Genomic DNA, 13,475 nt, shown 5'->3' on the forward strand with positions numbered 1-13,475 from the left:
GAGGAACTCTCGTTTCCTCCCCTGTATAGGGCTGTGGCCCGGTCAAACAGGCCCCGTCGAATACCATGTCATCGCCGTGCGAACCACCGCTGGTTCGCCACCTCTTGTGGTTCGGGGACGGCATCTCACGGTATTCGTAGCACTCCATGTTATGCAGGGCCACACCAAAACGGTTACGATGGAAATCCAGTTTGGCCATCGATGGCAGATGTCGAGCCGGGCCTACCGCTTGACCTCCGCCTGAAGACGGAGGTATGCGCTATCGGTCTGTATCAGGCGACGGTTCACCCTTCATCAGGCGCGTGAGGAATCCGTCGCCGCCGTCGTGCTCGAGATAGGCGATCGAGTTTCCGTACTCGAGATACGTTCGCCGAACCGTCTCGGCGCCGAACTGGCGACTGGCGAACGCGTCGGCGAGATAACTACACCGACGGGCGGCGCGGGCCGATCCGACCGACCCGGCGATGCCGAGAGCAGAGAGTCCTGCTATGGCGACGTTTTGTGCTGAAAAACCGCTGAGTTCGAGGAAAACGAACGCGTTGAAAAACAGTGTTATCCCCGACACCAGCAGAACGAATTCGGCGATCGCGAACCCCCACTGGTGTCGTCGGCTCCGTTCGTTGGCCTGCGCGAGCAGGATCGCCAGTTCATCGTCAGTGGCCGACTCGAGGACCGACTCGCTCACCCAGGCCCATCGCGAGGAGCCGCGACCGGCGTCGAAGACCGCGACGTCTCGCAGTGCACGGTCGAAGATTACGAGCGTTCCGGGGGATCGGTCGAATCGCTCGTAGCAGCGCTCGAGGCGCCGGCGTTCCGCCGGTGTCGGATCGCGGCTGCCGACGGTTGGGTGTCCGATAAAGGGGAGACACAACAGACTGGCGAACGCGGCCAACACGAGGACGATCGGAAACCTCGAGACCGGGTCGATCGGGACCAGATCCGAACTGATGAGTACGAACGACGGGACCGGTCCGACGACGAGAATAGTGATCGCGACCCACTTGCGTCGCCGGTCCCGTGGACGAACCGTGTGCTCCCACTCGCAGAGCTCGTCGACCGTCGGCTTGAGTGCGCGTTGAACGGCATAGAGGCCGGCCAGGGCGGGAATACCCATTCCAATCGCGTGTTCGACAGCGGCGCCCAGCGTTGCAAGGCGATCCGACTCGAGGCCAGTTACGAACGGTTCGAACGCGGGAAACTGGAGATAGAGTCAGTAGCCAGCACCCACTGCAAGAAACGCAAGCACGAGACGACCGGTAATGGCGACGATTCGCTTCGGTGACGCCGACCACGCTTCGCGACGAACCTTCTCAGCCAGTAATCGCGAAAGTGCATACAGCACGCCGACGAGGACACCGACCGCGACGGCGTAACTACCGAACGTCGTCATCGCCTCGGTACTGAGAACATTCATTTATTCAGAAATGTAAATTATCGATTGAAAAGCATACCGCTTCGAAATACAGTCTCTGTATCGCCTGTTTTGGAGTGACTCGTCAACTGCCTCGAGGTCATCGTCGGCTCGCTCGCGAGCCTCGGCGGCGTCAGTTACCTGTTGAAACGACGCCTCGGCGACGAGACCGACGATTCGGGTACCGGGTCGTCGGTCGCTCGAGACGACGAGTGACGAGATCGAGACCGTCAGTGGCGTTCGGTCGCCGTCAGAACCCGTGTGTCATCGTTCACCGACTGATTCGCCGAGTTCGAACGACTCGAGGACGGTCCCGGTCGGCGTCCGAATCTCGCCCTCGAGACCGTCCCCGTTCGCTCGCTCCTCGAGGACGGCGAACCCCGGCCGGTTCCCGCGTGGGTCGGCGTGGCTCCCGGGGTTCAATAGGAGGACGTCCGCGGTCTCGATCGCGGTCGGGCGGTGGGTGTGTCCGGAGACGACGACGTCGGCGCCACGAGAGCGGCCGAACATCGCCAGTCCAGTCTGTCCGCCGTCGCGCCGGTGGGTCACGGCGAGGCGGACGCCCCCGGCCTCGACGACGCGAGCCGTCGGCAAACGGTCCCGAACCGCGGCGCTGTCGGCGTTGCCGTGGACGGCGTGGAGAACGTCGCACTCGCGCTGGAAGGCCTCGAGCGCCGCCGTACTCGTAAAGTCACCGGCGTGGATCACCGTGTCGGCCTCGCGGGCTGCCTCCAGCGCCGCGCCCTCGAGTTCGTGGCCACTCGCGCTGTGCGTATCCGAGAAGATGACGATCATAGCGGCGGCTACGGGCTGCGGGATGACGTTCCTTTCGTCACGGCCTCACGGATCGGAACGCTCGATCGCAGGGATTGCGAACGCTCACGGCAAGCGGTCGATTCCGTCGGACCGAAGAGCCGAGGATCAGACCACCTCGTCGCCGTTGCCGTCGTCGCTGTCGTCGTAGCCCGCAACGACCGTCGATCCCGGCGGCAGATCGTTCAGCGTCGCCGTCACCGTCGTCTCCTCGAGATCGACGGTCGACTCGAGGGGCTCCCAGCCGTCGTCGGTTCTGGCGGCGACCGCGACGTCGGTCGGGCTCGCACCCGGCGGGAGTTGCGAGGGATCGTAGACGAGTGCGATCTGCATCGCCTCGACGGCCTTTACGTCCTCGAGAGCGACGACGTCGACGGGATCGGCGAGGGCGTCGACTGGTGGGTCGCGGTCGCTCTTGCGGAGTCCGAAGCGTTCGGGGACGACGCCGGCGACGACGTCGACGCGGGCGCCAACGTGCTCGAGTGTGAACTCGTCGACGGTGCTCGAATCGTACCCAGGGATGGCCATGTTCGATGGGTCGGTCCGGAGCGGGTTGTCGGTGTAGCGCGCGATAGCCGGCCGCGGGAATCGATCACAGTGGTCTGGATATCGGTTTGATCCGCTCGAGCGGATCGGGCAGGATCCGCCCGGGCCGGAAACCGCCGCGGTGAGACGAACCCTTTTATCGGATGGGGAACCACGTCATTACCGTGTCCGAGACAGCCGGGTACATGCGCTTTTTCCCGTACGACCAGCCGTACGAGAATCAGCGCGAGGCGATGGATCGCATCCACAACGCGCTCACTCGCGGTCAGGACGTTCTCTTCGAGGGCGCCTGCGGGACCGGGAAGACCCTCTCGTCGCTCGCCCCCGCCCTCGAGGTGGCCCGCGAACAGGGGAAGACGGTCGTCATCACGACCAACGTCCACCAGCAGATGCGCCAGTTCGTCGCCGAGGCCCGGGCGATCACCCGCGAAGAGGACATCCGCGCGGTGGTCTTCAAAGGAAAGGGATCGATGTGTCACATCGACGTCGGCTACGAGGAGTGTCAGGCACTCCGGGACAATACGCGGGCCGTCGTCGACACCGAACGAGACAAGCGCCAACTCGAGCGCCGCCAGCGCGAACTTCTGGAGCAGAGCCAGGACGGCGACGGCGGCGCCGCGGACGCTCGTTCGGCCGTCATGGACGAACTCGAGTCGATCGAGGACCGCCTCGAGGACTTAGCGGAGCAAAACGTCTGCGAGTACTACCGGAACAACCTGACCGACGACACGGACGACTTCTTCGCGTGGCTGTTTGACGACGTCCGGACGCCCGACGAGATCTACGAGTACGCCGAGGCCCAGGAGTTCTGTGGCTACGAACTGCTGAAGGAAGGCATCGAGGGCGTCGATCTGGTCGTCTGTAACTACCACCACCTGCTGGATTCGATGATCCGCGAGCAGTTCTTCCGATGGCTCGGTCGCGACCCGGAGGACGTCATCGCCGTCTTCGACGAGGCCCACAACGTCGAGGACGCCGCCCGCGAGCACGCCACCCGGACCTGTTCCGAACGAACGTTCGATTCGGCGTTAGACGAACTGGCCGAGACGGACGATCCGCGGGCCGAGGACGCCGCGAACGTCCTCTCGGCGTTCCACCGGGCGCTCGTCGAGACCTACGAGGACACGTTTGGATTCGGGGACCGGGAGGGAATCGGCGAGAACTGGGAGGACGTCTCTATCGCCAACGAAAATCGGCGCGACGACCTCACGCTCGAGTTCCTCCAGCGTTACTCGGGCCGGGGGATCGAGGACGACTTAGAGGCCGCGATGAAGCTGGGCCAGGAGCTCGACGAGGAGTACGAGGAGGCTTACCGCGAGGGCGAGACCGCGACCCGAACGGAGTGTCAGACCCTCCAGGCCGCCGCCTTCGTCAGCGCGTGGATGAACGAGGGCAGCAAAGAGGGGCTGTACCCCGTCGTCTCCGTCACCCGCGACGCCGGCACCGACGAAATCTACGGGCGCGCGGAGCTCTACACCTGCCTCCCGCGGAACGTCACGGGACAGCTCTTCGAGGAGGTGTACGCGACCGTCCTGATGAGCGCGACCCTCCAGCCCTTCGACGTCACCGAGGACGTCCTCGGCCTCGAGAACACCATCACGATGGGCTACGGGCTCCAGTTCCCCGAGGATCGGCGGCGAACGTACGCCGTCGAGACGCCGCCGCTCTTTTCTTCGGATCGGGACGACCCCGCGGTACAGGAGACGGTCACCGACACGATTCACGACGCCGTTCGAATGACTCCCGGCAACACGCTCGCGTTCTTCCCCAACTACGGCGAGGCCGAGCGCTACGCCGACCGACTCGAGCGACGGACGGAGAAGACGGTCTACCTCGACGAGCCCGGCGAATCGGTCGAGGACCTCCGCAAGCGGTTCGTCGCGGACGACGACGCTGTCCTCTGTACGTCGCTGTGGGGCACCCTCGCCGAGGGCGTGAGTTTCGACGGCGACGACGCCACCACCGTCCTCGTCGTCGGCGTCCCCTATCCGCACCTCGACGATCGTGCCGAAGCGGTCCAGGAGGCCTACGACGCGGCCTTCGAAGGGACCGAGACGGGCTGGCGCTACGCCGTCGAGATTCCGACGGTGCGAAAGACCAGACAGGCGCTCGGTCGCGTGATTCGGTCGCCCGAAGACGTGGGGGTCCGCGCGCTGCTGGACCGTCGGTACTCGCGGTCCGCAAAATCCGACCTCGGGCGCTACAGCGTCAACGGCACGTTCCCACACGAGGAACGCGAGGAACTGATCGACATCGACCCCGAGAAACTCAAATTCGCGATGCTCAACTTCTACGGCGATCACGACGCCTACGACGGAGACGCGCCGGCGCCGTGAGAGCGTTACGTCCGCGGCGCCGCTGTCTTACTCGACGGGTTCGACCGTCACGTCCGCGGCGCCGCTCGAGACGATCACGAGATACGTGCCATCTTCCTCGATCGTCACGTCGAACGTCTCCGGCTCCGACACCGATCGGGTTTCGATGGGCCCGTTCTCGGCGTGATCGAGGCGGAAGCTGATCGAATCGGACTGGACGTCCACGTCGTCGTCCTCGTCGACCGAAATCGAGTCGAGGCTGATCGTCAGTTCGTCGCCGTCGTCGGCGCTGAAATCGATCGAATCGTTCTCCAGCCGCTCGTCGACGTACGTGTCGTCGAGAAGGGCGGTTACCTCGCTACAGCCGGCGAGAAACACCACTGCCGAAGTCCCGAGAAATGCGCGGCGGTACATGCACCGAGGTCTCGAGGGCGGCGAGTAATAGCTGCCGACGAACTCAGCGTTCGATACGCGCGGCGAGTCGTAGCGTGCTGACTCGGGCCACGGGACGGCCGTCGACGGTCGACTCGGATTACGGGCCGCCCTCAGGCGGGCAGCGAAACGCGACTCACCGGCAGTTTGTACGTGCCGTCCCAGAACTCGAGTTCGCTGACCGTCCACCGAATCGGTTCGATGTCGCGCTCGGCGAGTCGCTTCGCGGCGTCGACGTCGCCGCCCCGGGCCAGCGTTACGTGGGGGACGTAGTCCGCTCCCTCGAGGCCCTCGACGGTTTCGAAGGAGTCGGTGAGATCGGCGTGGAGCGACTCGAGGCCGGGGCTTTCGACGGCGAGGTAGACGACGGGCGCCGAGCCGAGCGGCGGCGCTTCGAAGTAGTCGATACCCGTGATTCGTGCTTCGACCGCGGGCGCGCCCTCGAGGGCGCGGTGGGCGCGGTGTTGTAACTGGGCGACGTGGTCGGCGTCGCCGAGGCGTTTTAAGAGACAGGAGTGGTCCTCGCGGACGCTATCGAAGCCGACGAGTTCGGGGTAGAGCTCGTTGGCGAGCGTCCGGACGCGGCCGGGGACCGGAACGTTGACGCTATACACGTCCTCGACGGTAGGGTCGAGCGACGTATCAGTGTGACGTTCGCCGGCCTACAGGCGATCGAGCAGCCACAGGACGATGATAGCGAGAATCGCCACCATGAGCAGCGGCCGGAGGAGCGAGAGGAGTCCTCCGATCAGCGCGCTGAGGACCTCGATGACGAGGAGAACCGCGACCAGACCGAGGACGATCTTCAGGAGCATTTCGACCTCGAGTGCGCCGCGCGTATCGTTCATACCGTCACGTTTGCGTGACTGTGTGAAAAATACACCGTTGTGCGAGTCGGAAAGACCTATTGGGGCGGCTACGACAAGTGTGTATAATGGACGCGAAGGGGCGTCGGGCCCTGTTACTGGTGCTCGTGGGTATCGGGTGTCTGCTCGCCGTGGTTTCAGTCGGTGTAGCCGGTGTAGCCGCCGACGGGAGCGCTAGCGCCGCAGCGCTCCAGGACGACGGCGAAGATGACGTGGACAGCCTCGACGACGCGGACAGCATCGAGATCGACGCCTTCGTTCACGAAAACGGCTCCGCGACGTTCGTCGTCGACTATCGGTTCGAAAACAACAGCGACGAGGAGTGGACGACGCTCCGCGACGACGTTGAGGACAACACCGATAGCTACGTCGACGCCGAGCAAGCCCGCTGGAACGACGTCCTCGAGGAGGGCGTGAACGCAACCGAACGGGAGGAGATGGAGATCACGGATCTCTCGATCGAGACGGACGAGTCACACGCGCCGCGAGAGATGGGACACGTCGAGGTAACCTTCGAGTGGCACTCGTTCGCCTATCCGCAACTGAACCAGCTCGAGGTCGACGAATCGCTCGCGGGCTTTTCGCTTCCGCGCGATACGTCGTTCCAGCTGTTCGCACCCGACGGATACGTGATCGACGAGGTTAGTCCCTCCCCGGAGAACCAGGACGGAGACTCGGCCCACTGGGTCAGTGAGGGCGACCCGTTCTCGTCGAATCCGCCGACGGTGCTGATGAGCGAAGAGCGCGACGAGCCGGCCGAACCGACCGAGTCAGACGAGGAGAGCGCCCCGTCGATGGCCTGGCTCATCGTCCTGGCCGCACTCGGAATGCTCGCGGCGGCTGCCGTCGCGGGCTGGTGGGTTCGGAAGCGACGCGGAGGACCCTCCGCTCCGGATCCGGTCTCGCGACAGGGGCCGGCTCCGGTCGACGACGAACCCAACGGAGGGGACGGCGAACGGCCGCCGCCGGAACTGCTCAGCAACGAGGAGCGCGTCCTCCGCCTGCTCGAGGACCACGGCGGCCGGATCAAACAACAGGAGGTCGTCTCCGAACTGGACTGGACCGAGGCCAAGACCAGTCAGGTCGTCAGCGGACTCCGGGAGGACGACGACGTGGAAGTGTTCCGTATCGGCCGCGAGAACGTGTTGGCGCTGCCGGACGACGAGGACGAAACGACCGAGGAGTAGCGTTGCGGGCGTCGGCTGCTCCGGCGACGCCGAGACAGCAGGATTTAATACCGAGGGTTGGCATAGAGTCACCAATGAGTTACACCGTCGGTACCGGAGGCGTTTCGACCGCCACCGACGGGACTGTTTGTCCGCGGCGACGACGACGGCGGGGCCGTTGAGCCCGCCTACTATCTTTCCCCCTCGACCCGATTCGTTTCAACGACCCAGCAACCGCAGAATTTTCGGTTAGCAGGCGCTCTACCGATAATTTACGGAATCGAAACCAACGTGCTTAAGTCCGTCCTCACGTTTTCCTCGCATACGACATGACCCGCGTGGCACTTGCGTTTTCGGGCGGCCTGGACACGACTGTCTGTGTCCCGCTGCTCGAAGAAGAGTACGGATACGACGACGTCATCGGTGTGACCGTCGACGTCGGCCAGCCTGAATCCGAGTTCGAGGAAGCCGAAGAGACCGCCGACGCACTCGATCTCGAGCACTACGTCGTCGACGCCAAAGACGAGTTCGCCGAGCTCTGTCTGGACAGCGTTCGCGCGAACGCGACGTACCAGGGCTACCCGCTCGGGACGGCCCTCGCTCGACCCGTCATCGCCGAGGCGATCCTCGAGGTCGCCGAGGAACAGGGCTGTGAAGGGATCGCCCACGGCTGTACGGGCAAGGGCAACGACCAGCTGCGCTTCGAGGCCGTCTGGCGCGACTCGGATCTCGAAGTGATCGCCCCCGTGCGCGAGCTCGGTCTCACGCGCGAGTGGGAACAGGAGTACGCCGCGGAGAAGGACCTGCCCGTCGAGGGCGGCAGCGGCGGCGACTGGTCGATCGACACCAACCTCTGGAGTCGCTCCGTCGAGGGCGACGACCTGGAGGATCCGAGCTACGTCCCGCCGGAGGACATCTACGCCTGGACCCAGGCCCCGACGGGCGACACCCAGGAGATCGAGATCTCCTTCGAGCAGGGCTACCCCGTCGCCGTCGACGGCGTCGAGTACGAGCCCGTCGAGCTCATCGAGCACCTAAACGGCGTGGCCGGGGCCTACGGCGTCGGTCGCACCGACTCGATGGAAGACCGCATGCTCGGGCTGAAGGTCCGCGAGAACTACGAACACCCCGCCGCGACGACGCTACTCAACGCCCACGTGGCGCTCGAGGGGCTCGTCCTCACCCAGGAGGAACGCGAGTTCAAGCAGCTCATCGACCAGCGCTGGTCGAAGAAGGGCTACGAGGGCCTCGTCGACGCGCCGCTGGTCGGCGCGCTCGAGGGCTTCATCGCCGAGACGCAAAAGCGCGTCACCGGCACCGTCACGATCCGTTTCGAGGGCGGGCAGGCCCGCGCGGTCGCTCGCGACAGCGACTACGCGGCCTACTCGGCCGAGCACGCCTCCTTCGACACGGAGACCGTCGGGAAGATCAAACAGGAAGACGCCACCGGCGTCGCGAAGTACCACGGCTTCCAGCGCCGCCTCGCCAACGAGGCCATCGCGGCGAACGCCGACGACGAGGAAGTCGAACTCGCGACCGACGGGAGCGGTGACGCGACCGAAACGACCGAATCCGCGTCGGACGGCTCCGACGTCGGTACCGAAGAGGACGAATAACGATGACCGAGGAGAGCGCTCACGGCGGCGAGCGGCCCGGCGAACCGCGATCGACCGCAGCGATTCGTGCCGACGGCGGCGACGAGAGCGTCGTGCGGCGGGATCGATTCAGCGGCGGCCCCGCCCGGAGCTTCCTCTCCTCGCTTGCGGCCGACGAACGGATCTTCGAGGCCGATATCGAGGTCGACCGCGCACACGTCGTCATGCTCGCCGAGCAGGGAATCGTCGAGGACGACGTGGCCGGGCAGATTCTGACCGCCCTCGACGCCATCGAAGTCGACGGGCACGGCTCCCTGCCCGACGGTGAGGACGTCCACGAAGCGATCGAGACGGCCGTCATCGAGCGCATCGGCGCCGAGGGCGGCAAGATGCACACCGCGCGCTCGCGCAACGACGAGGTCGCGGCCTGCATCCGCTATCGCCTTCGCGAGGACGTCCTCGAGGCCGTCGAGACGACGCTCGCACTGCGCGAGGCGCTGCTCGAGGTTGCCGAGGCACACACGGAGACGATCATGCCCGGCTACACGCACCTCCAGCCCGCCCAGCCGACGACCGTCGCTCACTGGGCGGCCGCCTACGAGGGCGCCGTCCGCCGCGATACGAAGCGGCTGCTCGAGGCCTACGGACGGATCAACGAGTCGCCGCTTGGCGGCGCCGCGTTCGCGGGGACGACGTTCGATATTGACCGCGAGCGGACGGCGGAGCTGCTCGGCTTCGACAAACTTGTCGAGAACTCGATGGACGCCTCCTCGAGCCGGGACTTTCTGCTCGAGACGGTGCAGGCGCTGTCGACGCACGCGACGACGCTGTCGGGGCTCGCGGAGGATGTCATCATCTTCGCGAACCGCGGTTTCGTCGACCTCGCCGACGACTACTCCTCGACGTCGTCGATCATGCCCCAGAAAAAGAACCCGGACACGCTCGAACTCGTCCGCGCGGTCGCGGGCGACGCCGCGGGCGCCACGCAGGGACTGACGACGACGTTGAAGGGGCTGCCACGCGCGTACAACCGCGACCTCCAGCGGGCGACGACCCACGCCTGGGAGACCGTCGACGCGGTGACGGAGGCGAGCGAAGTCGCCGCCGGCGCGGTCGCGACGGCCGACTGGAACGAGGACGAACTCGCTGCGGAGGCCGGCGCGGGTTTCTCGACGGCGACCGGCGTCGCCGACTTGCTGGCCGCGAACGGCCTGCCGTTCCGGACCGCACACGAACTGGTCGCCCACGCCGCCGAAAACGGGGGCGGCTACGACGCGCTCGAGGACGCCGCCCGGGACGTACTCGGCGAACCGCTCGAGTCGCTCGCCGATCCTGGGGCAGTCGAGGACGCCCTGGATCCCGTCGAAAGCGTCGCGAGCCGCGACTCGCACGGTGGTCCCGCACCGGAAGCCGTCGCCGAACAACTCGAGGGCGCCCGCGAGGCGCTGTCGGCCGACCGCGAGACGCTCGAATCGACGAGCGAGTCCCTCGAGGCGGCCCACGACGCGCTCCGCGAGGAGGTGAACGACTATGTGTGATGGCTCCTGCTGCGTGTCTTCGGAACGGGGGGCCATACGCCCGTCTCGTTTCCCACCGGGCATGGGCGAACGGCGTCCCCACGACCGGCCGGAGACGTCGCTTCGGCGGCGACCGTCCCCCCGGGGACGAGATACCTAACAAATGATATGTCAAACTGAATTCGCGGTATGACGGCGCCAGTGGTCCATTAGCGGACAGTGCAGATAGTATAATTTTGCTGTTAAGTTCGAAGGGTTTAAGGGATCCCGGCACCCAGTTGGAACCACAATGACCGAATGCGTCGAGTGTGGGGCGGAAGTGTCCCTGCACGACGATCTGGAAGTGGGAGAGATCGTTGACTGTACGACCTGCGGAGCAGAGCTGGAAGTCGTCGACACCGAGCCACCAGTCCTCGAGCGAGCCCCCGAGCTCGAAGAGGACTGGGGTGAGTGACCTTGCAGACGGCCGACACGACACCACACCCAGCACACCCACAGACAGGGTGGTTCGCGTGAACGTAGGAATACTCTACTCCCGGATTCGCAAAGACGAGAAGCTCCTGTTGAACGAGCTTCGCGAGCGCGACCACGAGGTCGCGAAGATCGACGTCCGCAAGCAGACCTTCGACATCAGCGAGGCGCCCGAGGAGTTTCGGGACCTCGACATCGTCGTCGACCGCTGTCTCGCCACGAGCCGGAGCCTGTACGCCACGCAGTTCTTCGAGGCCTACGGCATCCCCGTGGTCAACAGCCACGAGACCGCCGACATCTGCGCGGACAAGGTCAAGAACAGCCTCGCGCTCGAGCAGGCGGGCGTCCCCACGCCCGCGACGAAGGTCGCCTTCACCAAAGAGACCGCCATGGAGGCCATCGAGGAGTTCGGCTACCCGTGTGTCCTCAAGCCGGTCGTCGGTTCCTGGGGCCGGCTGATGGCCAAGATCGACTCCTCCGACGCGGCCGAGGCGATCTTAGAGCACAAGGCGACGCTCGGCCACTACGAGCACAAGGTCTTCTACGTCCAGGAGTTCGTCGAGAAGCCGGGACGAGACATCCGCGTCGTCGCGACCGACGGCGAGCCCGTCGCGGCGATGGTCCGCTCGTCGGACCACTGGATCACGAACGCCGCGAAGGGCGCCGAGACGGACGTCTTCGAGCCCGACGACGAGGCGAAAGAACTCGTCAAAAAGGCCAGCGACGCCGTCGGCGGCGGCCTACTGGGAATCGACCTGATGGAGACCGAAGACGGATACACGGTCCACGAGGTCAACCACACGGTCGAGTTCAAGGCCCTAGACGGCGCCGTCGAGACCGACGTCGCCAGCACCGTCGTCGACTGGCTCGAGCAAACGGCCGCTGCAGCGGCCGACGACGAGCTCGAGGTGACCGCCTGATGGCGGTCGGCACCGAAGCCGGCGCCGACGAGAACGCCGAGACCGTCACCGCGACGGTCATCGGCGGCTCGGGCTTTACGGGCGGCGAACTGCTTCGCCTGCTCGCGGGCCACCCGAACGTCGAGATCGCCGAAGTGACGAGTCGGTCGAAAGCCGGCAAGAGCGTCGGCTCCGTCCACCCGCCGCTTCGCGGCGCGGACCTTCGTTTTACCGAACCCGACGACCTCGAGAGCGTCGACATCCTGTTCGCGGCGACGCCACACGGCGTCTCCATGGGACAGGTCGACGAGTTCTTCGAGGTCGCAGACACCGTCGTCGACCTCTCGGCTGACTTCCGGCTGAACACCGAAGCGCAGTACGACGAGTGGTACGACGGCCACGACGCGCCCGAATACCTCGAGAAGGCCGAGTACGCGCTTCCCGAGATCAACCGCGAGAACCTCGAGGGCGCCGAACTGATCGCCGGCGGCGGCTGTAACGCCACCGCAACCATTCTCGGCCTGTACCCGCTGTTCGAGCACGACATTCTCGAGGGCGGCGAACAGGTCGTCGTCGACGTCAAGGTCGGCTCCTCGGAAGGTGGCGCCGGCGGCGGCGAGGCCTCGAGCCACCCCGAACGGTCGGGCGTCGTCCGTCCGTACGCGCCGACGGGCCACCGCCACGAGGCCGAGATCGAGCAGTTCCTCGGCACCTCCGTGTCGTTTACCTGCCACGCCGTGGATATGATCCGCGGCGCCAGCGCGACGAGCCACGTCTTCCCCTCGGGACCCGTCTCGAAGGGCGACCTCTGGCAGGCCTATCGGGGCTGCTACGAGGACGAACCGTTCGTCCGGATGGCCGCCGGCGGCTCCGGCGTCTACCGCTACCCCGAGCCGAAGTCCGTCGCCGGCACGAACGTCGGCGAGGTCGGCTTCGAACTCGATCCGGCGAACAAGCGCATCGTCGTCTTCTCGGCGATCGACAACATGATGAAGGGATCGGCGGGACAGGCCGTCCACGCGGCCAACATCGCGCTCGGCTTCGAGGAGACCGCCGGACTCGAGTTCGCGGGACTCCACCCCGTGGGGGCACCGTAAATGACCGTCGTCGTCAAAATCGGCGGCGCACGCGCCGTCGACCCCGAAGGCGCGCTCGCCGACGTCGCGAGCCTCGTCGAAGACGGCGAAGACGTCGTGTTGACCCACGGCGGCTCGACCGCCGTCGACGAGACCTTAGCGGACCTCGGGCAGGAACCAACCTACGTCGAGACCCCCGGCGGCGTCGTCGGCCGCTTTACCGACGAGGAGACGATGGACGTCTTCAAGATGGTCATGCCGGGCAAGCTCAACACCGACCTGGTCGAGAGCCTGCAAAACGCGGGCGTCGACGCCGTCGGCCTCTCGGGTACGGACGGCAAACTGCTCGAGCTGTCTCTTATACACAT

At 65.7% G+C, this 13,475-nt stretch carries 15 protein-coding genes; 8 read left to right on the top strand and 7 right to left on the bottom strand.

Translation table 11 applies throughout. The features are described 5' to 3' along the window. Positions 1-259: 259 nt before the first annotated feature. From C493_RS09930 to C493_RS09945, 4 genes are all read right to left on the bottom strand, one after another. Positions 260-1,114 (bottom strand): hypothetical protein, encoded by an 855-nt coding sequence (locus tag C493_RS09930; protein ID WP_007259293.1) that lies wholly within the window; start codon positions 1,112-1,114, stop codon positions 260-262. A 96-nt stretch (positions 1,115-1,210) separates the two neighbouring features. Continuing rightward, positions 1,211-1,414, bottom strand: coding sequence for a hypothetical protein (locus C493_RS09935; RefSeq protein ID WP_007259294.1), 204 nt, complete (start codon positions 1,412-1,414; stop codon positions 1,211-1,213). Positions 1,415-1,675: 261 nt separating this feature from the next. Then, positions 1,676-2,206: a metallophosphoesterase gene (locus C493_RS09940; protein ID WP_007259295.1), complete on the bottom strand. Its 531-nt coding sequence runs from the start codon at positions 2,204-2,206 to the stop codon at positions 1,676-1,678. A 126-nt stretch (positions 2,207-2,332) separates the two neighbouring features. Continuing rightward, positions 2,333-2,752, bottom strand: a complete 420-nt coding sequence (locus C493_RS09945) for a hypothetical protein (protein ID WP_007259296.1) — start codon at positions 2,750-2,752, stop codon at positions 2,333-2,335. Positions 2,753-2,955: 203 nt separating this feature from the next. Here C493_RS09945 and C493_RS09950 point away from each other — a divergent pair, with 203 nt between their 5' ends. Continuing rightward, positions 2,956-5,106 (top strand): ATP-dependent DNA helicase, encoded by a 2,151-nt coding sequence (locus C493_RS09950; RefSeq protein ID WP_049889280.1) that lies wholly within the window; start codon positions 2,956-2,958, stop codon positions 5,104-5,106. 27 nt (positions 5,107-5,133) lie between these two features. On the opposite strand, the gene C493_RS09955 is transcribed toward C493_RS09950, so the two are convergent. The 3 genes from C493_RS09955 to C493_RS09965 form a co-directional block, all read right to left on the bottom strand. Beyond that, positions 5,134-5,499: a hypothetical protein gene (locus C493_RS09955; protein ID WP_007259298.1), complete on the bottom strand. Its 366-nt coding sequence runs from the start codon at positions 5,497-5,499 to the stop codon at positions 5,134-5,136. 131 nt (positions 5,500-5,630) lie between these two features. Beyond that, positions 5,631-6,131, bottom strand: a complete 501-nt coding sequence (locus C493_RS09960) for a 2'-5' RNA ligase family protein (RefSeq protein WP_007259299.1) — start codon at positions 6,129-6,131, stop codon at positions 5,631-5,633. A gap of 48 nt (positions 6,132-6,179) precedes the next feature. Next, positions 6,180-6,365, bottom strand: a complete 186-nt coding sequence (locus C493_RS09965; protein ID WP_007259300.1) for a DUF7554 family protein — start codon at positions 6,363-6,365, stop codon at positions 6,180-6,182. An 86-nt stretch (positions 6,366-6,451) separates the two neighbouring features. On the opposite strand from C493_RS09965, the gene C493_RS09970 reads away from it, so the two are divergent. The 7 genes from C493_RS09970 to C493_RS10000 form a co-directional block, all read left to right on the top strand. After that, complete coding sequence (locus C493_RS09970) at positions 6,452-7,570, top strand: helix-turn-helix transcriptional regulator (RefSeq protein ID WP_007259301.1); 1,119 nt, start codon at positions 6,452-6,454, stop codon at positions 7,568-7,570. 308 nt (positions 7,571-7,878) lie between these two features. Continuing rightward, positions 7,879-9,165, top strand: coding sequence for an argininosuccinate synthase (locus C493_RS09975; protein WP_049889279.1), 1,287 nt, complete (start codon positions 7,879-7,881; stop codon positions 9,163-9,165). A 2-nt stretch (positions 9,166-9,167) separates the two neighbouring features. Then, positions 9,168-10,682: an argininosuccinate lyase gene (argH, locus tag C493_RS09980; protein ID WP_007259303.1), complete on the top strand. Its 1,515-nt coding sequence runs from the start codon at positions 9,168-9,170 to the stop codon at positions 10,680-10,682. 268 nt (positions 10,683-10,950) lie between these two features. After that, a complete protein-coding gene (lysW, locus tag C493_RS09985) occupies positions 10,951-11,115 on the top strand; it encodes a lysine biosynthesis protein LysW (protein WP_005554620.1) in 165 nt (54 codons plus the stop codon). 58 nt (positions 11,116-11,173) lie between these two features. Continuing rightward, on the top strand, positions 11,174-12,052 hold the full coding sequence (gene lysX, locus C493_RS09990; RefSeq protein WP_193787901.1) for a lysine biosynthesis protein LysX: 879 nt from the start codon (positions 11,174-11,176) through the stop codon (positions 12,050-12,052). After that, positions 12,052-13,128 (top strand): N-acetyl-gamma-glutamyl-phosphate reductase, encoded by a 1,077-nt coding sequence (gene argC / locus C493_RS09995; RefSeq protein ID WP_007259305.1) that lies wholly within the window; start codon positions 12,052-12,054, stop codon positions 13,126-13,128. Before lysX ends, argC begins: the two co-directional genes overlap by 1 nt. Beyond that, a partial coding sequence (locus tag C493_RS10000; RefSeq protein ID WP_007259306.1) for an amino acid kinase family protein occupies positions 13,129-13,475 on the top strand: 347 nt, incomplete at its 3' end.

It is taken from the genome of Natronolimnohabitans innermongolicus JCM 12255 (assembly GCF_000337215.1).
Lineage (GTDB): Archaea > Halobacteriota > Halobacteria > Halobacteriales > Natrialbaceae > Natronolimnohabitans > Natronolimnohabitans innermongolicus.